19 protein-coding genes are annotated in these 21475 nt (G+C 64.7%); 9 read left to right on the top strand and 10 right to left on the bottom strand.

Annotated features, from left to right (window positions below; all coding sequences use genetic code 11):
- The first annotated feature begins 263 nt into the window (after positions 1–263).
- The 7 genes from rfbC (at position 264) to ACFOPH_RS15190 (ending at position 7042) form a co-directional block, all read left to right on the top strand.
- A complete protein-coding gene (rfbC, locus tag ACFOPH_RS15220) occupies positions 264–815 on the top strand; it encodes a dTDP-4-dehydrorhamnose 3,5-epimerase (RefSeq protein WP_312551211.1) in 552 nt (183 codons plus the stop codon).
- A 256-nt stretch (positions 816–1071) separates the two neighbouring features.
- Positions 1072–2172 (top strand): MraY family glycosyltransferase, encoded by a 1101-nt coding sequence (locus ACFOPH_RS15215; protein ID WP_312551201.1) that lies wholly within the window; start codon positions 1072–1074, stop codon positions 2170–2172.
- Between the two features lie 76 nt (positions 2173–2248).
- On the top strand, positions 2249–2560 hold the full coding sequence (locus ACFOPH_RS15210) for an H-NS histone family protein (protein WP_312551213.1): 312 nt from the start codon (positions 2249–2251) through the stop codon (positions 2558–2560).
- A 239-nt stretch (positions 2561–2799) separates the two neighbouring features.
- Positions 2800–4185, top strand: coding sequence for a phosphomannomutase/phosphoglucomutase (locus tag ACFOPH_RS15205; protein ID WP_379736189.1), 1386 nt, complete (start codon positions 2800–2802; stop codon positions 4183–4185).
- A 12-nt stretch (positions 4186–4197) separates the two neighbouring features.
- Positions 4198–5178, top strand: a complete 981-nt coding sequence (gene waaC, locus ACFOPH_RS15200) for a lipopolysaccharide heptosyltransferase I (RefSeq protein WP_312551204.1) — start codon at positions 4198–4200, stop codon at positions 5176–5178.
- Positions 5175–6443, top strand: a complete 1269-nt coding sequence (gene waaA, locus ACFOPH_RS15195) for a lipid IV(A) 3-deoxy-D-manno-octulosonic acid transferase (protein WP_379736186.1) — start codon at positions 5175–5177, stop codon at positions 6441–6443. The genes waaC and waaA overlap by 4 nt, the downstream gene beginning before the upstream one ends.
- 50 nt (positions 6444–6493) lie before the next feature.
- Positions 6494–7042 (top strand): YcxB family protein, encoded by a 549-nt coding sequence (locus tag ACFOPH_RS15190; protein WP_312552658.1) that lies wholly within the window; start codon positions 6494–6496, stop codon positions 7040–7042.
- Positions 7043–7230: 188 nt separating this feature from the next.
- Here ACFOPH_RS15190 and ACFOPH_RS15185 read toward each other — a convergent pair whose 3' ends face one another.
- The 7 genes from ACFOPH_RS15185 to ACFOPH_RS15155 form a co-directional block, all read right to left on the bottom strand.
- Entirely contained in the window at positions 7231–8070 is an 840-nt protein-coding gene (locus tag ACFOPH_RS15185) for a M48 family metallopeptidase (protein WP_379736184.1), read from the bottom strand.
- Between the two features lie 125 nt (positions 8071–8195).
- Entirely contained in the window at positions 8196–8888 is a 693-nt protein-coding gene (locus tag ACFOPH_RS15180) for a lysophospholipid acyltransferase family protein (RefSeq protein WP_379737940.1), read from the bottom strand.
- Positions 8889–8974: 86 nt separating this feature from the next.
- Positions 8975–9535 (bottom strand): D-glycero-beta-D-manno-heptose 1,7-bisphosphate 7-phosphatase, encoded by a 561-nt coding sequence (gene gmhB / locus ACFOPH_RS15175; protein ID WP_312552652.1) that lies wholly within the window; start codon positions 9533–9535, stop codon positions 8975–8977.
- Between the two features lie 9 nt (positions 9536–9544).
- Positions 9545–11641, bottom strand: a complete 2097-nt coding sequence (gene glyS, locus ACFOPH_RS15170; RefSeq protein ID WP_379736181.1) for a glycine--tRNA ligase subunit beta — start codon at positions 11639–11641, stop codon at positions 9545–9547.
- Positions 11642–11666: 25 nt separating this feature from the next.
- Positions 11667–12581 carry a glycine--tRNA ligase subunit alpha gene (gene glyQ / locus ACFOPH_RS15165; protein WP_312552649.1) on the bottom strand — a complete coding sequence of 305 codons (915 nt, stop codon included), beginning with the start codon at positions 12579–12581 and terminating at the stop codon, positions 11667–11669.
- Between the two features lie 101 nt (positions 12582–12682).
- Positions 12683–14272: an apolipoprotein N-acyltransferase gene (gene lnt / locus ACFOPH_RS15160; protein ID WP_379736179.1), complete on the bottom strand. Its 1590-nt coding sequence runs from the start codon at positions 14270–14272 to the stop codon at positions 12683–12685.
- On the bottom strand, positions 14272–15156 hold the full coding sequence (locus ACFOPH_RS15155; protein ID WP_312549057.1) for an HlyC/CorC family transporter: 885 nt from the start codon (positions 15154–15156) through the stop codon (positions 14272–14274). The genes lnt and ACFOPH_RS15155 overlap by 1 nt, the downstream gene beginning before the upstream one ends.
- Before the next feature lie 151 nt (positions 15157–15307).
- Between ACFOPH_RS15155 and ACFOPH_RS15150 the strand changes: the two genes are divergently transcribed.
- Positions 15308–15760, top strand: a complete 453-nt coding sequence (locus tag ACFOPH_RS15150) for a (2Fe-2S)-binding protein (RefSeq protein WP_312549056.1) — start codon at positions 15308–15310, stop codon at positions 15758–15760.
- Between the two features lie 12 nt (positions 15761–15772).
- The gene (locus ACFOPH_RS15145; protein WP_379736176.1) at positions 15773–18016 is read left to right on the top strand and encodes a xanthine dehydrogenase family protein molybdopterin-binding subunit; all 2244 of its coding nucleotides are present in this window, start codon (positions 15773–15775) and stop codon (positions 18014–18016) included.
- A 312-nt stretch (positions 18017–18328) separates the two neighbouring features.
- On the opposite strand, the gene ybeY is transcribed toward ACFOPH_RS15145, so the two are convergent.
- Genes ybeY through miaB form a run of 3 tightly spaced genes read right to left on the bottom strand, consistent with a single transcriptional unit; the run spans position 18329 to position 21214 of the window.
- A complete protein-coding gene (gene ybeY / locus ACFOPH_RS15140) occupies positions 18329–18799 on the bottom strand; it encodes an rRNA maturation RNase YbeY (RefSeq protein ID WP_312549052.1) in 471 nt (156 codons plus the stop codon).
- Positions 18780–19856: a PhoH family protein gene (locus tag ACFOPH_RS15135; RefSeq protein WP_312549050.1), complete on the bottom strand. Its 1077-nt coding sequence runs from the start codon at positions 19854–19856 to the stop codon at positions 18780–18782. Before ACFOPH_RS15135 ends, ybeY begins: the two co-directional genes overlap by 20 nt.
- A complete protein-coding gene (gene miaB, locus ACFOPH_RS15130; protein ID WP_379736173.1) occupies positions 19853–21214 on the bottom strand; it encodes a tRNA (N6-isopentenyl adenosine(37)-C2)-methylthiotransferase MiaB in 1362 nt (453 codons plus the stop codon). The genes ACFOPH_RS15135 and miaB overlap by 4 nt, the downstream gene beginning before the upstream one ends.
- Between the last annotated feature and the right edge of the window lie 261 nt (positions 21215–21475).

The raw sequence follows: 21475 nt of genomic DNA, 5'->3' as shown, positions 1-21475 counted from the left end.
AAATCACCTAAGCGAATGATGCTGTTATGTCGAAGCTGCTGCTGCCGGTATTCGACAAGCTGGTGAGGGTTTAACGCTGACCACGCTGATGCAGGCGAAGAAATACAGGATCCCGGTTCCAGGGGCCGGAAGCGGCGCTGCCGAAAGAAATGCCGTTTCGTATGGACGATATTGATGCGGCTGCGCTGGAAAGCCTGGCTGGACAATGAGGGCAGACCCGTCAGGAAAATCCCGTTGCAATGACCGAACGATTTGGTGCTGAAATGAAAGCGCAAGCGACTGACATTTCCGGAGTGCTGCTGATCGAGCCGACGCTCCACGCAGACGAACGTGGCGTTTTCTTTGAAACCTATAATGAGCGCGCATTCGAACGCGCCACCGGATTGCGGCCGCATTTTGTCCAGGATAACCAATCGGTCTCGGTGCCGAATGCCGTGCGCGGACTGCATTACCAGGTCGACATGCGGCAGGGCAAACTGGTGCGCGTGATTCGGGGTGCGGTCTTCGATGTCGTGGTCGACATGCGCCGCGCGTCGCCCACCTTCGGGCAGGCGATGACGATCGTGCTCAGCGCCGGGAACCGGCGCCAGTTATGGATTCCTCCAGGGTTTGCCCATGGTTTCCTGGCGCTTGGCGAGGGCGCGGAATGCGTCTACAAGATCAGCGGCTACTGGTCGCCTGGGCACGAGCGCGTACTGCTGTGGAACGATCCCGCGCTGGCCATTGCCTGGCCCTTGAACGGGGAACCGGTATTGTCGGCAAAAGACAAGGCCGGCAGGCTATTACGCGACGCCGACACCTGCGATTTTTTCTGACACGCTGCGCCGGCTCTGCGTTTCTCTTCCTCATCTTCCGTCACAGGCGATTTTGATCAATCGTGTGCATTGCGTGCGCGATAAACTGCCGTGTTTGGGGCAGGCCGCATTTATGCGGTTACAATGTAATTACGTTTTTGGCAAGCGTGGCGGAGCTGGGTGCCTCCGCCTTTCATCATGCCTCGCATGGCGTCGTCCGGCACCGCATGCGCGTTGCAGGCCGTTGTCTGCCGAGAGTCGGAACCGCAGGATCGTCATGTTTTCATTCCTGGTTAGCTTTGTCTGCTCCACCCTGCTGACCCTGCTCGTCATCAAGCAGGCAAAACTGCACGAACCCGCGCTCGACACCGACTTCCGGGGCGTGCAGCGGGCGCACAGCCACCTGGTGGCGCGCATCGGCGGCCTGCCGATTTATTTTGCGGTGATCGTCAGCGCCACCATTTCAATCTGGCGCGAACCGGTCATGCTGCAATGGATGACCACGCTTCTGTTCTGCGCTTTCGTCGCTTTTATCGGTGGAATTGTCGAGGATTACACCGGCACCGTGCGGCCGTCGCGCCGGCTCTTGCTGACCATGGCCGGCGCCATGCTGGGTTATCTGCTGCTGGATGCCAAAATCGACCGTATCGACCTGCCATTCGGTCTGGTATTGCTTGCTTCGAACTGGATCGTGATGCCCATGACGGTATTGGCCGTGGCCGGTATCGCGAATGCGGTGAATATCATCGACGGCTTCAATGGCCTGGCCAGCATGGTAACCATTTGTATGCTGCTGTCGCTTGCTTATGTGGCGCTGCAGGTAGGCGATGTATTCGTGCTGATTGCCGCGTTGACGGTTGCCGGGGCGACGGCCGGCTTCCTCGTCTGGAATTACCCGGTCGGCCTGATTTTCCTGGGGGATGGCGGCGCCTACTTTATCGGATTCATGCTCGGCGAGCTGGCATTGCTCCTGGTAATGCGCAATCCCGACGTGTCGACCTGGTATGCCGCGCTGCTGCTGATATATCCGGCATTCGAAACGGTGTTTTCCGCTTATCGACGAATGTTTGTACGTGGGAAATCGCCAGCGGTGCCGGACGGCATACACCTGCACAGCCTCATTTTCCGGCGCGTCGTGCGATGGACGGTGGGAAGAAAAGAAGCACGGGCGCTGCTGAAGCGTAATGCCCGGACCTCGCCTTATTTGTGGCTTTTTTCTCTCATGGCCGTGATCCCGGCCACTTTATTCTGGCAGAATACAAGCGTGCTGATAGTTTTCTGTTTATTGTTCGTTATCAGCTACCTCTGGCTGTATGCGCGTATTGTTCGATTCAGGTCGCCACGTTGGCTGATTTGGCGCAAGAAGGACTGGCAATAAATTGCCGTTGTAGTATATTGCGACATTTGGTGAGAATTCACCTGAATTGGATTAACCCAACTATCGAGGAACGATGATGGATCTGTCGAATATGTCCGTAGGCGATTTGCGCAACCTGCAGGAGCAAATCAAACAGGAAATGAAAAAGCGTGAGGTACAAGAGGTGCAGAAGGCACGCGAACAGATCCTGGCGATTGCCCAAAGCGTGGGCGTGCCCCTGAAAGATTTGATCGCCACCAATGCCCGCGGCGCGAAAACCGGTTCGGTTGCCGTGCGTTACCGTCACCCGGACAATTCGTCCCAGCAGTGGACCGGCCGCGGCCGCCAGCCAAAGTGGGTCAAGGAATGGGTCGAAGGCGGCAAGTCGCTCGACACGCTGCGCGTCTGATTCTTCTTCCGGCGCTCGCCGGGAGAAACAAGGAAGCAATCAAGCATCCAGCAATCAAGCACTCAAGTAGTCAAGTAATCAAGTAGTCAAGCAAGCGCACCAATGGGGTATCCCCCATTGGTGCGCTTGCCGCTACAATACTCCCTGTTTTGTCATCCCTCTAACATTTGGCGAAGCTGCGTTTGTCCGCACCGTGGTGCGGACGATGCCGGCTGTCGTCCGTTTTTCTAAGGTCGAACATGGTTGCTCTCTCGAAGACGATTTTCAAGGCATATGACATTCGCGGCGTGATCGACAGCACGCTCGACGCCGGCGTGGCGCGTGCGATCGGGGCCGCCTTTGGCCGCGCTGCACTGGCCAAGGGAGAGCGCAAGGTCGTGATCGGACGTGACGGCCGTCTGTCGGGCCCGGCGCTGGCAGCGGCCCTGGCCGAAGGCCTGCAGGCCGCCGGCGTCGACGTGATCGACCTCGGCATGGTCGCCACGCCGATGGTGTATTTCGCGACCAACGTGCTGGAAGGCACGCGCTCGGGCATCATGGTCACCGGCAGCCACAACCCGCCGGACTACAACGGCTTCAAGATGGTGCTGGCGGGTGAAGCGATCCATGGCGGGGCCATCACGGGCCTGTACGAGAGCATCCTCGCCCACGACGGCAGTAGCGCCCCGCAATTGGGCACCTACAGCACCCACGACATCCGCGCCGCCTACATCGAGCGCATCGTCGGCGACGTCAAGGTGGCGCGTCCGATCAAGATCGCGGTCGATTGCGGCAACGGCGTGGCTGGCGCCTTCGCGGGCGACCTGTACCGCGGCATGGGCTGTGAAGTCATCGAACTGTTCTGCGAAGTCGACGGCCACTTCCCGAACCACCATCCGGACCCGGCGCACCCGGAGAACCTGCAGGACCTGATCCGCGCGCTGCAAACGACCGACGCCGAGATCGGCCTGGCCTTCGACGGCGACGGCGACCGCCTCGGCATCGTCACCAAGGATGGCCAGATCATCTATCCGGACCGCCAGATGATGCTGTTCGCCGCCGACGTCCTCGAACGCAACCCGGGCGCCGAGATCCTGTACGACGTCAAGTGCACGCGCCACCTCGGCCCGTGGATCGAGCAGCACGGCGGCCGCCCGTTGATGTACAAGACCGGCCACTCGCTGGTGAAGGCCAAGCTGAAGGAAACCGGCGCCCCGCTGGGCGGCGAGATGAGCGGCCACATCTTCTTCAAGGACCGCTGGTACGGCTTCGACGACGGCCTGTATTCGGGCGCGCGCATGCTCGAGCTGCTGACCCGCCACGCCGATCCTTCAGCCGTCCTGAACGCGCTGCCGATCGCCACCAGCACCCCCGAGCTGCACCTGCACCTGAAGGAAGGCGAGAACTTCGCGCTGATCGACAAGCTGCGCAGCGACGCCACCTTCCCGACCTCGGAGAAGATCAACGACATCGACGGCCTGCGCGTCGAGTACGCCGATGGCTTCGGCCTGGCGCGCTCGTCGAACACCACGCCGGTCGTGGTGCTGCGTTTCGAGGGCGAGAACCGGGAAGCGCTGGCGCGCATCCAGGGCGAATTCCGCAGCGTGATCCTGGCCGCCAAACCGGATGCCGAACTGCCGTTCTGAAGCGAGAGTAATGTGAAGATCCTGCTGGTGCGGGTGTCGTCCCTGGGCGACGTCCTGCACAACCTGCCGATGGTGGCCGATATCCTGCGTCACCATCCGGGCGCCACCATCGACTGGGTGGTCGAGGAAGGCTACGTCAGCCTGGTGCGCCTGAACCCGCATGTGCGCAAAATCATTCCGTTCGCGCTGCGGCGCTGGCGCAAGGGCCTGGGCAAGGCGGAGACGCGCGCCGAGATCCGCGCCTTCTTCCGCAGCCTGCGCGAGGACGAATACGACGTGGTGTTCGATACCCAGGGCCTGCTCAAGACCGGCATCGTCATGGGCGCCGCGCGCATCAAGCCGGGCGGGCGCAAGGTCGGCCTGGCCAACGGCAGCGAGGGCTCGGGCTACGAAGGCATCTCGCGCTTCTTCCACAGCCAGAGCATCCCGCTCGATCCGCGCACCCACGCGGTGGCGCGCGGGCGCCTGGTCGCGGGCGCGGCGCTCGGCTACGCGGTCGATACGCCGCCCGACTTCGGTCTGCCGGCGCCCGATGCCGCGCAGCGCCCGGCGTGGCTGCCGCGCGAGGACTACGCCGTGTTCTTCCACGGCACCGCGCGCGACGCCAAGAAGTGGGCTCCCGAAAACTGGATGGCGCTGGGCCGCGCACTGGCGCCGATGCCGGTGCTGCTGCCCTGGGGTTCGGACAAGGAAAGGCAGGAAGCCGAAGCGCTCGCGGCCGGACTGCCGAACGCGCGCGTGCTGCCGAAGCTGTCGATGATGGATGCGGTCACGCTGGCCCAGCAGGCCGGACTGGCGGTCGGCGTCGATACCGGCCTGACCCACATCGCCGCGGCCTTTTACCGGCCGACGGTGGAGATCTATGCCGACTCGCCGAAGTGGAAGACCGAGGGCAACTGGTCGCCGCGCATCCTCAACCTGGGCGAGAAGGGCGCGCCGCCCTCCAGCGGCGAGGTGATCGCCGCCGCGCGCAGCCTGCTGGCGACCGCATGACGCGCGGCCTGTACTCCTTGCTGTGGTGGCTGGCGCTGCCGCTGGTGCTGGCGCGCCTGTGGTGGCGCGGGCGCAAGGAGCCGGGCTACCGCGCGCACTGGGGCGAGCGCCTGGGTTTCTACGGCGCGCGCCTGCCCGAACGTCGAACCTTCATGCTGCACGCGGTGTCGGTCGGCGAAACGCGCGCCGCCGAACCGCTGGTGGAAGCGCTGCTGGCGCGCTGGCCCGATTGCCGCATCCTGCTGACCCACATGACGCCGACCGGCCGCGCCACCGGCCGCGCGCTGTTCGGCAAGCACGGCGAACGCGTCGTGCAGTCTTATCTTCCCTACGACACCGGTGTCCTGGTGCGGCGCTTCCTGAAGCACTTCGCGCCGCGCGTGTGCATCCTGATGGAGACCGAGGTCTGGCCGAACTTGATCGCCGGCTGCGCCCGACAGGGCGTGCCGGTGGCCCTGGTCAATGCGCGCCTGTCCGAGCGCTCGCTGCGGCGCGGCCAGCGCTTCGGCGGCATCATGATGGATGCCGCGCGCGCGATGTCGGTGGTGGCGGCGCAGACCGAACTCGATGCCGAGCGCATCCGCTCGCTGGGCGCGCCGCGCGTGGCCGTCACCGGCAGCATCAAATTCGACGTGGTGCCGCCACAGGCGGCGCTGGAAACCGGCGCCCGGCTGCGTGCGCACATCGGGGCGCGGCCGGTGTTCCTGTGCGCCAGCACGCGCGAGGGCGAAGAGGCCTTGATTCTCGATGCCTGGCAGCGCCAGGCAGACAAGCCAGCCGACGCGCTGCTGGCGATCGTGCCGCGCCATCCGCAACGTTTCGACGACGTGGCGCAGATGGTGGGCGCGCGCGGCCTGTCGCTGCAGCGGCGTTCGCAGCTGGGCGACAAGCAGGTCGACGCGCAGGTGCTGCTTGGCGATTCGATGGGCGAGATGTTCGCCTATTACGCCGCCTGCGACTGCGCCTTCATCGGCGGCAGCCTGCTGCCCCTGGGCGGCCAGAACCTGATCGAGGCCTGCGCCCTGGGCAAGCCGGTGCTGGTGGGCGAACACACCTTCAACTTCCTCGATGCGACCGAGGAAGCGGTCGCGGCCGGCGGCGCGCTGCGCGTGGCGGACGCCGATGCCCTGGTGGCGCAGGCGCTGCGCCTGCTGCGGAACGCGGACGCGCGCGCCGCGATGGGTGCGCAGGCGGCAGCCTTCGCCGGCCGCCACCGCGGCGCGACCCTGCGCACTGTTGAACTCTTGCAACGGATTATCCTCTAGGTTTTGTTACCATTGCTTTTTGAGCTCGGTAGACAAAAAAGGGGATGCGCATGTTGTCGTCTAATCACCCGGAATCGCCGCGCAGCGCACGACCGATGGCCATGATGGCCCATCAACCTGCCGATGGCACGGATGACGGTTATTACGGCGCTGCCGCAGGCAATCCGGTATCGCCATCCAGTCCCGCCGGTTCGGTTTTATGCGACCTGCATTTCTTCGTCCGCTACACGCTGCGCGAGTACATCGGCTTCATGTGGCAGCATGGCGGCTTTCTGATCCGCCGCCGGCGCGTGCGCTGGCCCGCCAGCCTGTACCTGCGCATCAAGAGCACCGCGAGCGCCGCGCTGCACTTCGTGCTGCTCCAGCGCGGCAAGCGCACCTATGAATTCACCATCGACCAGCACGGCATCGTGCGCACCAGTGGCGGCGTTACGCTGATCGACTGGGCCGACGTGACGGCGGTGCGCACCTATTCGCGCGGCTTCATGATGGTCCTGAAGCGCGGGACCCTGCCGATTCCCTACCGCTGCCTGAACGAGACGCAGCAGGGCGCGATGCGCATGCTGGCGGCGACGCGGCGGGAGAATGCGCTGAGGTAGGCGTAGGCGCGCGTTTCGTCGGCGTTTTTAGCGCCGCAGTTTGTTAAGGTTCGTACCGCGTGGGCTCAAGAGCCCACCCTACGAAAAGCGGCGTTGCTTTGGTAGGGTGGGCCGGGCCGCGCAGGCTCTCGCGCCCACGCGGTACGGCGTCTGCTCGGTCGAAACGCGCGACGCGAATGCGGCCCGCCTCAATCCGTAAACAACACCGGCATCTCATGCGACCGGCGCCGCAGCTCAAGCCGCGCGCCGTCGTAATCCGCATACACCGATCCGACCACCGCCCAGAAGCGCGGGCTGTGGTTCATTTCGCGCAGGTGCGCCAGTTCATGCACCACCACGTAGTCGACCAGGGCCAGCGGATAGTGGATCAGGCGCCAGCTCAGGCGGATGTTGCCGGCCACCGTGCACGAGCCCCAGCGCGAACCGGCCGAGGACAGCGTCATCGAGCGGTAATGCACGTCCAGGCGCGGCGCGTACAGGTCGAGGCGCTCGGTGAACAGGCGCTTGGCCTCGGCCTGGAACCACAGCTTGACGCGTTCCTTCAGCTGCCATTCCGACAGCCCCGCCACGACGCCGAGCCGCAGTTCGCGCGACTCAGGATCGAAGGCGCAGTGGCTGCGCGCCGCGGTCTCTAGGCGCAGGGTGATCTCGCCGCCCAGGAAGGGCAGGCGCGTGCCGTCCTCCCAGCGCAGCGGCTCGCGCTGCGCGTGGCGTGCACGCCGTTCTCCGCGTTCGTGCAGCTTGGTCAGGATCCAGCGCTGCTTGGCGCGGATCGCTTCCTCGATGGCGGGCTGGGTCGCGCGGCGCGGCGCCGTCACGTGCAGGCCCTCGTCGTCGATCATGAAGCCGATCGAGCGGCGCGAGGAGCGCTTCATTTCGTAGTCGACCGCGTACTGGCCCAGCACGATGCGCTTCAGGGGCGGATCGTCGGGCGTGCGCGGCGGGGAGGGCAGGGTGATGCGGGGCGGACCGGGCGGCGCCTTGAAAAGAGGCTGCGGCGGCGGCGCGGGCCTTTCGGCCGGCGCCACGGCCGCCTTCTTTAAAGATTCTTCAAGTAAGGCTTGTGCGAACAGGTCTAGCTGGGGCCCGTTGATCTTGGGGGAGTTCATGCTGTGCTGCGATGGAGAGGCTTTGATCAGGGCGCCAACTTCGTTCAGCCATCGGTGTAGACGTGGGGCGAAATGACGCGCATTTCTGATTCTATCCAATTTTCGACCTCTTGCATCAGGCTGTCGGGAGTGTGGCGTTGTGGCGATATCGGTTTGCCGATCGATACCGTCACCAGGCCCGGTCGTTTGATGAACGAATTCTTGGGCCAGCATTCTCCTGAATTATGCGCGATCGGCACGACTACGGCATTGGTTTCAATCGCCAAACGTGTGCCGCCGCTCTTGTACTTTCCCTTTTTTCCAACAGGGATGCGCGTCCCCTCGGGGAACATGATGATCCACTGGCCATCGGCCAGGCGGCGTTTGCCGTGCCGGACCACGTGGGCGAAGGCATTTTTACCTTCCTTGCGGTCGATCGGGATCATGCGCAGCAGCGCCATCGCCCAGCCGAAGAAGGGGATGTAGAGGATCTCTTTCTTGAAGACGAAGACGAGCGGGCGCGTCAGGTTCGGCAGCAGGAAGATGGTCTCCCAGGCCGACTGGTGCTTCGACAGGATCACCGCCGGTCCGTCCGGCAGGTTCTCGTAGCCCTTGAACTGGTAGCGGATGCCGCAAATGACCTTGGCGCACCAGATGACGAAGACGTTCCAGCGCGAGGTCACCCAGAAGCGCTTGTTGTAGGGCAGGGGAGCGGCCAGGAAACAGACGCAGGCCCAGACCACGGTGGCGAGCACCATCACGATCGTAAACAGCAGGGAACGCAAAAACAGGACGGTGGTACGCAAGAACGTGGTCTCCTTAGGAGTCAGGTGGATCAGGTGGATCAGTTGGGTGCGGCGGATGAAGCGGGTGTTTTCAGGAAGGCCGCGACCATCGCGGCCAGGTCCGGGAACACCTGGGTGCCGGGCGGCAGGCCGCCGGTCTGGTGGGTCTTTTCGCCTTTCCCGGTCAGGACCAGGTAGGGCACGCAGCCGCTGATGAAGCCGGCCTGCAAATCGCGCAGCGAGTCGCCGACGGTGGGTACGCCCTTCAGGCTGACCTTGAAGCGCTTGCTAATCTCCTCGAACATGCCGGCCTTCGGCTTCCTGCAGTCGCAGTTGTCGCTGGCCGCGTGCGGGCAGAAGAACACCGCGTCGATGTCGGCGCCGACCTGCTGGGCGGCGTTGTGCATCTTCTGGTGGATCGCGTTCAGGGTCGTCATGTCGAACAGTTCGCGCGCGATGCCGGACTGGTTCGAGGCGATGATGACGCGGTAGCCTGCCTGGTTCAGGCGGGCGATCGCCTCGAGCGAGCCGGGGATCGGCACCCATTCGGCCGGGCTCTTGATGAAGTCCGGCGAATCGTGGTTGATGACCCCATCGCGGTCGAGGATGATCAGCTTCATGGTGCTTCCTTACGCCGCCAGTTTCGAGATGTCGGCGACGCGGTTCATCATGCCGTGCAGCGAAGACAGCAGGGCCAGGCGGTTGTTGCGGAGCGCCAGGTCCTCGGCCATCACCATCACGTCGTTGAAGAAGGCATCGACTTCTTCCTTCATCAGCGCCAGCGTCTTCAGGGCGCCGGTGAAGTCGCTGTTGGCGAACGCACTGTCGACGCTCGATTCCAGGCTTTGCATCTTCGCGGCCAGCGCGCTTTCCGCCGGCTCGACCAGCAGTTCGGCCTTGATGGCGGCGTCCTGCGGCATCGCTTCCTCGTTCTTCTTGAGGATGTTGGTGATGCGCTTGTTGGCCGCGGCCAGCGAGGCGGACTCCGGCAGGGCGGCAAAGGCCTGCACCGCTTCCAGGCGCTGCACGACGTCGTCGACGCGGTCCGGGTTCTGGGCCAGCACGGCTTCGACTTCGTTCGGCGTGAAGCCGCGCTCGCGCAGCATGCCGCGCAGGCGGTCCAGCATGAAGGCCTTGACGTCGGCGGTCGGGTCTTTGAATGCGGCCTGGCCTTCGAATACGGCAGCGGCATCAAGCAGCAGTTCCGAGATCGACAGCGGCAGGCGCTTCTCGACCAGCATGCGCATCACTCCCAGGGCGTGGCGGCGCAGCGCGAACGGGTCCTTCTCGCCGGTCGGCTGCAGGCCGATGGCCCAGATGCCGACCAGGGTCTCGAGCTTGTCGGCCAGGGCGACCACGAGGCCGGTATTGGTCGAGGGCAGGGCGTCGCCGGCAAAGCGCGGCTGGTAGTGTTCGGAGGCGGCCAGGGCCACTTCCTCGTGCTCGCCGTCGTGGCGGGCGTAATAGGTGCCCATGATGCCCTGCAGCTCGGGGAACTCGCCGACCATGTCGGTCAGCAGGTCGGCCTTGGCCAGCATGGCGCCGCGTTCGGCCAGCGCCACGTCGTAGCCGAGGCGCTTGGCGATCGCGCCGGCCAGGCGCATGACGCGCTGCGAGCGCTCGGCCTGGGTGCCCAGCTTGTTGTGGTAGACCACGTTCGCCAGTTGCGGCAGGCGCGACTCCAGCGTCTTCTTCTTGTCCTGCTCGAAGAAGAACTTGGCGTCCGACAGGCGCGGGCGCACCACGCGCTCGTTGCCGCCGACGATGGCCGACGGATCGCTTGTGGCCAGGTTCGAGACGATCAGGAAGCGCGAGCGCAGCTTGCCATTGGCATCGGTCAGCGCGAAGTATTTTTGATTGGTCTGCATCGTCAGGATCAGGCATTCCTGCGGCACGGCCAGGAATTCTTCCTCGAAGCGGCACTCGTAGACCACCGGCCACTCGACCAGGGCCGCCACTTCGTCGAGCAGCGACTCGGGCATCAGCACCAGGTCGGCGCCGGCTTTCTCCAGCAGCTGCGTGCGAATGCTTTCCTTGCGCGCTTCGGCACCGGAGAGCACCTTGCCCTCGCTTTCCAGCACCGCCGCGTAGTTATCTGCGTGGTCGACCGTGATCGGGCCGCCGTGCGACAGGAAGCGGTGGCCCATGGTCTGGCGGCCGGCGTCGAGGCCCAGCAGGGTCAGCGGCAGCACCTGCTCGCCGTGCAGGGCCAGCAGCAGGTGCACCGGGCGCACGAACTGCACGGTCGCGCCGTCCGGGCGCTGGTAGCTCATGACCTTCGGGATCGGCAGCTTGGCGACGGTGTCGGCCAGCACGTCCTGCAGGCCGCCCGCAAGCGCGCTGCCGGCGGCGGTGTAGGTATAGAAGAAGGATTCGGCCTTGCCGTCCTGGGCGCGTTCGAGGTCGCTGATTTGCAGGTCGGGGAAGCCCAGCGCGGCCAGCTTCTTGGCGAGCGGCGCGCTCGGGTTGCCGTCCTTGTCCAGCGCGACCGAGACCGGCAGCACTTTTTCGCGGATTTGCTTGTCGGGCGAGGTGGCGCGCACCTTGGTGATGGAGACGGCCAGGCGGCGCGGCGTGGCATACGGGGTGACGACGCTGTCGGCTTCCAGGAAGTCGCGCGCCTTCAGGCCGTTGGCGATGCCGTTCGCGAACGCGGCGCCGAGTTTGACGAGTGCCTTCGGTGGCAGTTCTTCGGTTTGGATTTCGACGAGGAGAGTTTGATTCATGGTCTGTTCTTGTCTGTTCCTGGGCTTAGGCTGCGGCTTTCTCGGCCTTGGGCAGCATCGGGAAGCCGAGCTTCTCGCGCGAGTCGTAATAGGCCTGGGCCACCAGGCGCGACAGGGTGCGCACGCGGCCGATGTAGGCGGCGCGTTCGGTCACCGAGATGGCGCCGCGCGCGTCGAGCATGTTGAAGCTGTGCGAAGCCTTCATGATCTGCTCGTAGGCCGGCAGGGTCAGTTCCAGCTCGATCAGGCGCTTGGCTTCGGATTCGTGGTTGGCGAAGGCCTGGAACAGCAGTTCGGTGTTGGCGTGCTCGAAGTTGTAGGTCGACTGCTCGACCTCGTTCTGGTGGAAGACGTCGCCGTAGCTCAGCGTTTTTTTAACGCCGTTCTCTTCCCACTCGGTCCAGACCAGGTCGTAGACGTTTTCCACGCCCTGCAGGTACATCGCCAGGCGTTCGATGCCGTAGGTGATCTCGCCCAGCACCGGCTTGCAGTCGAGGCCGCCGACCTGCTGGAAGTAGGTGAACTGGGTCACTTCCATGCCGTTCAGCCAGACTTCCCAGCCCAGGCCCCAGGCGCCCAGGGTCGGGCTTTCCCAGTCGTCCTCGACGAAGCGCACGTCGTTCTTCTTGAGGTCCAGGCCCAGCGCTTCGAGCGAACCGAGGTACAAATCGAGGATGTTTTCCGGCGCCGGCTTCAGCACGACCTGGTACTGGTAATAGTGCTGCAGGCGGTTCGGGTTTTCGCCATAGCGGCCATCCTTCGGACGGCGCGAAGGCTGGACATAGGCGGCGCGCCAGGGCTCGGGGCCGATCGCGCGCAGGAAAGTGCCGGTGTGGAAGGTGCCGGCGCCCACTTCCATGTCATAGGGCTGGAGCAGGGCGCAACCCTGCTTGTCCCAATAGGACTGCAAGGTCAGGATGATTTGTTGGAATGTGAGCATCGTGATTGGGCGACGCGGCGCTGGGCCGCGAACACGGTAAGTTTGCCAAATGACCAATTCTAGCGGGTTTTACCGGCCCTCTGGGACCGGATTGGACTCAACTATGAGAGATTAGCCTTTTTCTTTCGGTAATTTCGGCCAGCCAGCCAGGCCCCGGCCAGCGCCAGTGCGCCGAGCAGCAGGAAGGCCAGGTTGCCGAAGCGGATGTAGGGCGTCATGCCGGTCGTGCCGCGCACGGTCGCCGTCAACATGCCTTCGGTATAGAAGGGCAGCAGGTGGGTGACCTGGCCGCGGTGGTCGATCACGGCGGTGGCGCCGTCGTTGGTCGATCGCAGCATCGGGCGGCCGGTCTCGAGCGTGCGCATGCGCGAGATCTGCAGGTGCTGGGGCACTGCGCTCGACTGGCCGTACCAGGACAGGTTCGACATGTTCAACAGCATGGTGGCCGGACGCGGCGCGGCGCGCAGCTGGTAGGCGATCTCTTCGCCGAACACGTCCTCGTAGCAGATGTTCGGCAGCACCAGCTGGTCTTTTACCGCGAACGGCGCCTGCAGCGCCTTGCCGCGGGTGGCATCGTTCAGCGGGATGTTCATCATGTCGGTGAACCAGCGGAAGCCCGGCGGGATGAATTCGCCGAAGGGCACCAGGTGGGCCTTGTCGTAGCGGTAGGGCTGGGCCTGCTCGGTGGGCGTGACCGTTACCACGCTGTTGGCGTACTGCGAGGGGCCGTCGAGCAGCGGCATGCCCAAGGCCAGGGTGCTGCCGCTGGCGCCGGCGAAGCGCTGCAGGCTGGCGAGGTAGCCCGGGTCGACCTGGTGGCGGAACACGGGGATCGCGGTTTCCGGCGTGGCGATCAGGTCGGCCGGGCTGGCCGTGATCATGCCGTGGTAGCGCTCCAGGATGTTCGAGAGGAAGGCGTAGTCGAACTTGCGGTCCTGCGGAATATTGCCTTGCAGCAGGCGCACGGTCAGCGGCGCGCCCGTCACTTGCGTCCATTCGATGGTGCGCAGGCCGGCCCCGGCCAGCAGCAGGGCGGCGAACAGGCCGATCGCCGGCAGGCGCACGCGCTGGGTCAGCAACACCAGGCAGGAGGCGCAGGCCGCAACTAGCACGCCGATGCCGTAGACGCCGATCAGCGGCGCATAGCCGGCCAGCGGCGAGACGTCATGGGCATAACCCGACACCGCCCAGGGAAAGCCGGTAAACACCCAGCCGCGCATCCATTCCGAGACGCCCCAGCTGACGGGCAGCACCAGCAGCAGGAAGGCGGGCACCGGCAGCGACCAGCGCCGGCGCAGCCAGGCCGAGACGCCGGTGGCGAAGGCGCCGAACAGGCCCATGTAGAGACCCAGCAGGATCACGCCGAGCACGCCGAGGACCGCCGGCAAATGCGCGAAGCGGGTCATCATGGTGTACAGCCAGTACATGGCGCCGATCGACCAGCCGAAGCCGAAGGCCCAGCCGAGCAGGGTGGCGCGTTTCACGGAGCTGCCCAGGCCGACCTGGTAGAACAGGTAGGCCAGCAGCAGGAACTGCAGCGGCCACCAGCCGAAGGGCTCGAAGGAGAACAGGGAAGCGCCGCCGGCGAGGGCGGCGGCCACCAGCGCGGCCGCGGACGGCCGCGCGCCGCGCGCGGCGGCGCTTGCTGCCGGATCGCTGGCGGCGAGGTTAGGACGGCGACGCAACAGCATCAGTCGTCGTCGTTGGCGTGCAGCGAATGCGGCAGTTTTTCGACCAGCAGCACGTGGATCTGGCGCGCATCGGCGCGCAGCACCTCGAATTGCAGGTTGCCCAGGGTGAATTCCTCACCCTTGTGCGGCATGCGCCCGAGGTGGCTGGCGACGAAGCCGCCGATGGTGTCGGCGTCATCCTCGGGCAGGTCGACGCCGATCTCTTCGTTGAACTGCTCGATCTCGGTCAGCGCCTTGACGCGCCAGCGCGGGCCATGCTGGCCCTCCTTGATCGACAGGACGTTGTCTTCTTCCTCGTCGAAGTCGTACTCGTCCTCGATGTCGCCGACGATCTGCTCGAGCACGTCCTCGATGGTGATCAGGCCGGCCACGCCGCTGTATTCGTCGACCACGATGGCCATGTGGTTGTGGTTGGCGCGGAAGTCGCGCAGCAGCACGTTCAGGCGCTTCGATTCCGGAATGAAGATCGCCGGGCGCAGCATGGCGCGCACGTCGAACGATTCCTCAGCGTAATAGCGCAGCAGGTCCTTGGCCAGCAGGATGCCCACCACCTTGTCGCGCTCGCCTTCGATGGCGGGGAAACGCGAGTGCTGGGTTTCCAGCACGATCGGCAGCCATTCCTCGATCGGTTTCGTGATGTCGATCACGTCCATTTGGGAACGGGGCACCATGATGTCGCGCGCCGACAGGTCGGAGACCTGGAACACACCTTCGATCATCGACAGGGCGTCGGCGTCGATCAGGTTGCGCTCGTGTGCTTCGTGCAGCACTTCGAGCAGCTCGGTGCGATTTTCTGGCTCAGGGGAGATGAATGCGGTCAGTCTTTCGAAAAGCGACCGATGGGGTTTGGCGTCCGATCGGACGTCACTGGGATACTCGGGCATAGTTGGCGTGAAGCCGTTGTTGCGATGGGCGTAAGCATACACCAAAAGTGGCCGCGCCCGATCTTTACGCCGGCTTGTGCGCCCGGAGGGCAATGCGACGCGGCGCACAAAAATGGCATATAGTAATTGTCTAGAATACAAAGGAGCGCCCATGCCTGCCCTCACCATCAACGGCAATACCACCACCCTCGACGTCCCCGACGACATGCCCCTGCTGTGGGCACTGCGCGACGTCGCCGGCCTGACCGGCACCAAGTTCGGCTGCGGCGTCGCCATGTGCGGCGCCTGCACGGTCCACCTCGACGGCCAGCCGATCCGTTCCTGCGTCACGCCGGTGTCCAGCGCCGTCGGCAAGAAGATCGTCACGATCGAGGCGATCGGCAACGACCCGGTCGGCGCCAAGGTCCAGGACGCCTGGCGCCAGATCGACGTGGTGCAGTGCGGCTATTGCCAGTCGGGCCAGATCATGTCGGCCACGGCATTGCTGCAATCCACACCAACACCCAGCGACAGCGACATCGACAATGCCATGGCCGGCAACATCTGCCGCTGCGGTACCTATGGGCGCATCCGCAAGGCGATCAAGATCGCCGCCAGCAAATAAGAAGGAACGCACATGAGCCAAGACATGAGCCAAGTCAAGGAAGAACAACGCGTTTCGCCATCGCGCCGCCGCTTCATGCAGATCGGCGCAACCGCCGGCGGCGGCCTGCTGTTCGGTTTCTCGCTGTTCGGTTGCAGCAAGGAAGATAGCCGCAAGGAGCCGCCGCCGGAAAAGGCTGTCGGCCAGGCATCGACCGAGCATTCCGACACCGCACCGGGCCTGGCGCGCGACGCCTTCATCCGCATCGACCGCACCGGCATCGTCACCCTGGTCATCCACAAGGTGGAAATGGGGCAAGGCACCTTCACCTCGATGCCGATGCTGCTGGCCGAAGAGCTGGGCGCCGACCTGTCGAAGGTCAAGCTGGAGCAGGCGCCGGCAAATAACGAACTCTACGCCGATCCGCTGCTGGGCGGCCAGGTGACCGGCGGCTCGACCTCGGTGCGCGGCGCCTGGAAGCCGCTGCGCGAAGCCGGCGCCATGGTGCGCAGCGTGCTGGTCGCGGCCGCGGCCAAGCAGTGGGACGTCGACACCGCCGACCTGCAGGTCGTGGCCGGGGCCGTGCGCCACCAGGCCTCGGGCCGCTCGGCCCACTTCGGCGAGCTGGTCGATGCGGCTTCGAAGATGGAGCTGCCGAAGAACGTCAAGCTGAAGGACCCGGAGCAGTTCGTCCTGATCGGCAAGGCGATGAAGCGCCTCGATTCGCCGGCGAAGGTGAACGGCACGGCGCAGTTCGGCATCGATGCGCGCCTGCCGAACATGGGCATCGCGGCGGTGGCCGCGTCGCCTGTCACCGGCGGCAAGCTGGTCGCCGTCGACGAGCAGAAGGCGATGGCGGTCAAGGGCGTGCGCCAGGTGCTGCGTTTGGAGGGCGCGGTGGCGGTGGTGGCCGACCACTTCTGGGCCGCGAAACAGGGCCTGGCGGCGGCCGCGCCGCGTTTCGACGACGGCCCGAACGCGAAAGTGAGCCTGAACGGCATCGTCGCCGACATGATGAAGGTCTCGCAGGGCGAAGGCGCGGTGGCGCGCAACGTGGGCGACGCGTTGAAGGCGCTGGAGGAAAAGGGCGGGCGCAGGATCGACGCGGTCTACGAGCTGCCGTTCCTGGCGCACGCGACCATGGAACCGATCAACTGCACCGTGGACCTGCGCGCCGACGGCTGCGACCTCTGGGTCGGCACCCAGGTGCCGGCGCTGGCGCAGGGGGCCGCGGCCAAGACCGCCGGCCTGCCGGTCGAGAAGGTCAAGGTCCATAACTATTACATCGGCGGCGGTTTCGGGCGCCGTCTCGAGGTCGACTACGTGATCCAGGCGGTCGCCTTTGCCAAGCTGGCCAAGGGCCCGGTGAAGTTCATCTGGACCCGCGAGGAAGACATCCAGCACGACATGTACCGCCCCTATTATGTGGACCGCCTGTCGGCGCGCCTGGACGACAAGGGCCGCCCGACGGCCTGGTTCCACCGCGTGACCGGCTCCTCGATCATGGCGCGCTTCGCGCCGCCGGCGGTGAAGGACGGCGTCGATCCCGACGCGGTCGAGGGCGCGGCCGACCTGCAGTACGCGATTCCGGCCATGCGCGTCGAATACGTGCGCCACGAGCCGCCGGGCGTGCCGACTGCCTTCTGGCGCGGCGTCGGCCCGACCCACAACGTGTTCGTGGTCGAGAGCTTCATCGACGAACTGGCCCAGGCGGCCAAGCAGGACCCGGTGGTGTTTCGCCGCGCGCTGCTGGAAAAATCGCCGCGCACGCTGGGCGTGCTGAACCTGGCGGCCGAAAAGGCGGGCTGGGGCAAGCCTTTGGTGCCGATTGCCGGGCGCAAGGTCGGGCGCGGCATCTCGACCCAGTTCGCCTTCGGCAGCTACATGGCGCAGGTCGCGGAAGTATCGGTCGGCCCGGAAGGCGACGTGCGAGTGCACCGCGTGGTCTGCGCGGTCGATTGTGGCCAGGCGGTGAATCCGGACGGCATCATCGCCCAGATGGAAGGCGGCATCGTGTTCGGCGCCTCGGCGGCGTTGTGGAACGAGATCACGCTGGCCAACGGACGCGTGCAGCAATCGAACTTCGGCGACTACCGCATGATGCGCATCAGCGAGGCGCCGGCGGTGGAGGTCCACATCGTCAACAGCCGCGACGAACCGGGCGGGATCGGCGAGCCGGGCACGGCGGGCATCGCGCCGGCGCTGACGAATGCGGTGTTCGCGGCGACCGGCAAGCGGATTCGCAAGCTGCCGATCGGGGAGCAGTTGAAGGCGTAAGGTTTGGTTATGTGGGCAAATTTGGTGATGCGACCGGATTTGCCGCAACGCTATTCTCGTAGGGTGGGCACTCGTGCCCACGCGGTCTCATTGTTCGAATAATGAGACCGCTTGAGATTCGTAGGGTGGACACCTGTGTCCACGCCGTCTCATCGCTTGCATCACGGAGACGCCAGCGTTGACGAAGCTGCCGCGTTGGGGCGCCGAATTTCTACCGGTGAGACCGCGTGGGCTCGAGAGCCCACCCTACGAAACCCATGCGCAGGCTGGCAGAGGGTGAATCCGCGCGGGCTCGAGAGCCCACCCTACCTGTCAGCTCTCCGCATACGGATCCGGATACCCCAGCGCTTCCATGATGTCGCGCTCGAGCTGTTCCATCTCCTCGGCTTCCTCGTCGTGCTCGTGGTCGTAGCCCTGGGCGTGCAGCACGCCGTGCACGACCAGGTGGGCGGCGTGTTCCTCGAGCGTTTTCTTTTGCTCGTCGGCTTCGCGCTGCAGGACGTCGGTGCACAGTACGATGTCGGCCTGCACCGGTTCGTCCTCGGCCAGTTCCTCGCCTTCGTTATAGGCGAAGGTCAGCACGTTGGTGGCGTAGTCCTTGCCGCGGTAGTCGCGGTTCAGGGTCTGGCCTTCGGCGGCGTCGACGAAGCGGATCGCCAGTTCGGCCGGTCCCAGGAGGGCAGGGCGCACCCAGCGTTCCACCATCTCCGGGGTGATGGCGGTTTCCAGGCGCGCGTCCGGGTACTGGACGTCGAGTTCGAGCTTATGATTTTTTTCTTGCATTGCGGGCAGTGGTAGGTTTCGCCAACGCGCCCATTTCCTGGACTTCGCTGGCCTTGTCGTAAGCGTCGACGATGCGTGCCACCAGCGGATGGCGCACCACGTCGGCGCTGGAGAATTGCGTAAAGGCGATGCCGCGCACGTCCTTCAGCACGTGCATCGCATCGACCAGGCCGCTGCGCTGGGTCTTGTGCAGGTCGACCTGGGTGACGTCGCCGGTGACGACGGCCTTGCTGCCGAAACCGATACGCGTGAGGAACATCTTCATCTGCTCGACCGTCGTGTTCTGGGCTTCGTCCAGGATCACGAAGGCGTGGTTCAGCGTGCGGCCGCGCATGTAGGCTAGCGGGGCGATCTCGATGACCTGCTTCTCGAACAGCTTCTGGGTGCGGTCGAAGCCGAGCAGGTCGTACAGCGCGTCGTACAGCGGGCGCAGGTAGGGATCAACCTTCTGGCTCATGTCGCCCGGCAGGAAGCCGAGGCGCTCGCCGGCTTCCACCGCCGGACGGGTCAGGATGATGCGTTTCACCGCGTCGCGTTCGAGCGCATCGACCGCGCAGGCCACGGCCAGGTAGGTCTTCCCGGTGCCGGCCGGGCCGATGCCGAAGCTGATGTCGTGTTCGAGCACGGCGCGCAGGTACTGGATCTGGTGCGGGGTGCGGCCGCGCAGGTCGCTACGGCGGGTCTTGAGCGTGGGGCTGACGAGTTCGGGATTCTCTTCCCCTTCCTCGTCCTCGGCCTCGTCTTCCTGCTCGGCCGGCGCGGCGCCCTCGATCTTCGGCTTCAGGCCGGCGCGTTGTTCGACCAGCGCCAGCTGCACTTCCTCGATCGGCACGACCTTGTTGGCGACCGCGTAGAAGCGTTCGAGCAGTTCGACCGCGCGCTCGGCGTTGGCGCCGCTGACGATGAACTTCTCGCCGCGGCGGAAGATGGTCACGTCGAGCGCCGCGGAAATCTGGCGCAGGTTCTCGTCGAGCGGACCGCACAGGTGGGCGAGCCGCGTGTTATCGAGCGGCTCGGGGATGAAGTACGAAGGCTGGGTAGGCGTGTGTGTTTTCAACTGGCTTTGGCAATCGTATCGAGATTGGCGACGAGTTCGCCGCGCAGGGAGTAATCCAGGCTCTCGGTGACGCGCACGTCGACCAGCTGGCCGACCAGCGCGGCGCCGGAGGCGCCCGGGGCGAAAATGACCACACGGTTGCTTTCGGTGCGGCCCTGCAGTTCGTTCGGGTCTTTCTTCGACGGTCCCTCGACCAGGATGCGCTGGACCGTGCCGACCATCGCCGCGCTGAGCTTGCGGGTGTTGGCGTCGATCAGGGCCTGCAAGCGCTGCAGACGCGCCAGCTTGACCTCGTGCGGGGTGTCGTCTTCCAGGTTGGCGGCCGGGGTGCCCGGGCGCTTGCTGAAGATGAAGCTGAAGCTGTTGTCGAAGCCGACGTCTTCCACCAGCTTCATCATGGCCTCGAAATCGGCGTCGGTTTCGCCAGGGAAGCCGACGATGAAGTCCGAGGAAATCGCAATGTCCGGGCGCACCGCCTTGATGCGGCGGATGATCGACTTGTATTCGAGGCCCGTGTAGCCGCGCTTCATGGCCTGCAGGATGCGGTCGGAGCCGTGCTGCACCGGCAGGTACAGGTGGTTCACCAGTTGCGGGATCTTCGCATAGGCGTCGATCAGGCGCTGGGTGAATTCCTTCGGGTGGCTGGTAACGAAGCGCAGGCGTTCGATGCCGGGGATGTCGGCGATGTATTCGAGCAGCAGGGCAAAGTCGGCAACTTCTCCACCTTCCATCGTGCCGCGGTAGGCGTTCACGTTCTGGCCCAGCAGCATGATTTCCTTGACGCCTTGCGCGGCCAGGCCGGCGACTTCGGTCAGCACGTCCTCGAAGCGGCGCGAGACTTCCTCGCCGCGGGTATAGGGCACGACGCAATAGCTGCAGTACTTGCTGCAGCCTTCCATGATCGAGACGTAGGCGACGGGACCCTCTACCTTGGCCGGGGGCAGGTGGTCGAACTTCTCGATTTCCGGGAAGCTGATGTCGACCTGGGCGGCGCCGCTGCTGCGGCGCTCGCGGATCATCTGCGGCAGGCGGTGCAGGGTCTGCGGCCCGAACACCATGTCCACGTGCGGCGCGCGCTTGACGATGGCTTCGCCTTCCTGCGAGGCCACGCAGCCGCCGACGCCGATGATCAGGTCGGGGCGCTGGCGTTTCAGTTCGCGCAGGCGGCCCAGGTCGGAAAACACTTTTTCCTGCGCTTTTTCGCGCACCGAGCAGGTATTGAAGAGGATGACGTCCGCGTCGTCGGGTTTGTCGGTGCGAACCAAGCCGTCGGACGCGCCAAGCACGTCCGCCATTTTGTCCGAGTCGTACTCGTTCATCTGGCAGCCGAAGGTCTTGATGAATACTTTTTTCTGCATGGAATGCTTCGTTATAAGAAATGCTAAGGCTTTGACAAAGCGTCAAGCCAGTTTACCGTAAATCCCTGCTGACGATGCAAAAACGGCGTGCGGAACAGGGTGAGTTAATGCTACCAAGAATTACTTGTTGCTCGGATCAAATGCATTGCAAGTCTGACTAGATTGTTAAATTGCGAATTTTTATCAACAGGCGGCAGCGCAAGGCGGGGTGAGGCTTTGCAGGAGATATTTCCTGTTGTAAATCAATACGTTCGCTACAAA

The organism is Massilia haematophila (genome assembly GCF_042647645.1).
GTDB lineage: Bacteria > Pseudomonadota > Gammaproteobacteria > Burkholderiales > Burkholderiaceae_D > Telluria > Telluria haematophila.
The sequence above is the reverse complement of the archived record's forward strand: the minus strand, read 5'-3'. Positions and strand labels throughout refer to the sequence as shown.

What these genes read in the sequence shown, in the direction of transcription:
- ACFOPH_RS15190 (WP_312552658.1), top strand. Translation starts at nt 6,494, where the DNA reads ATGTTGTCGTCTAATCACCCGGAATCGCCGCGCAGCGCACGACCGATG.
- ACFOPH_RS15205 (WP_379736189.1), top strand. Translation starts at nt 2,800, where the DNA reads ATGGTTGCTCTCTCGAAGACGATTTTCAAGGCATATGACATTCGCGGC.
- glyS (WP_379736181.1), bottom strand. Translation starts at nt 11,641, where the DNA reads ATGAATCAAACTCTCCTCGTCGAAATCCAAACCGAAGAACTGCCACCG.
- ACFOPH_RS15145 (WP_379736176.1), top strand. Translation starts at nt 15,773, where the DNA reads ATGAGCCAAGACATGAGCCAAGTCAAGGAAGAACAACGCGTTTCGCCA.
- ACFOPH_RS15155 (WP_312549057.1), bottom strand. Translation starts at nt 15,156, where the DNA reads ATGCCCGAGTATCCCAGTGACGTCCGATCGGACGCCAAACCCCATCGG.
- lnt (WP_379736179.1), bottom strand. Translation starts at nt 14,272, where the DNA reads ATGCTGTTGCGTCGCCGTCCTAACCTCGCCGCCAGCGATCCGGCAGCA.
- ACFOPH_RS15180 (WP_379737940.1), bottom strand. Translation starts at nt 8,888, where the DNA reads ATGGTGCTCGCCACCGTGGTCTGGGCCTGCGTCTGTTTCCTGGCCGCT.
- ybeY (WP_312549052.1), bottom strand. Translation starts at nt 18,799, where the DNA reads ATGCAAGAAAAAAATCATAAGCTCGAACTCGACGTCCAGTACCCGGAC.
- gmhB (WP_312552652.1), bottom strand. Translation starts at nt 9,535, where the DNA reads ATGAAGCTGATCATCCTCGACCGCGATGGGGTCATCAACCACGATTCG.
- ACFOPH_RS15210 (WP_312551213.1), top strand. Translation starts at nt 2,249, where the DNA reads ATGGATCTGTCGAATATGTCCGTAGGCGATTTGCGCAACCTGCAGGAG.
- miaB (WP_379736173.1), bottom strand. Translation starts at nt 21,214, where the DNA reads ATGCAGAAAAAAGTATTCATCAAGACCTTCGGCTGCCAGATGAACGAG.
- glyQ (WP_312552649.1), bottom strand. Translation starts at nt 12,581, where the DNA reads ATGCTCACATTCCAACAAATCATCCTGACCTTGCAGTCCTATTGGGAC.
- rfbC (WP_312551211.1), top strand. Translation starts at nt 264, where the DNA reads ATGAAAGCGCAAGCGACTGACATTTCCGGAGTGCTGCTGATCGAGCCG.
- waaA (WP_379736186.1), top strand. Translation starts at nt 5,175, where the DNA reads ATGACGCGCGGCCTGTACTCCTTGCTGTGGTGGCTGGCGCTGCCGCTG.
- ACFOPH_RS15215 (WP_312551201.1), top strand. Translation starts at nt 1,072, where the DNA reads ATGTTTTCATTCCTGGTTAGCTTTGTCTGCTCCACCCTGCTGACCCTG.
- ACFOPH_RS15150 (WP_312549056.1), top strand. Translation starts at nt 15,308, where the DNA reads ATGCCTGCCCTCACCATCAACGGCAATACCACCACCCTCGACGTCCCC.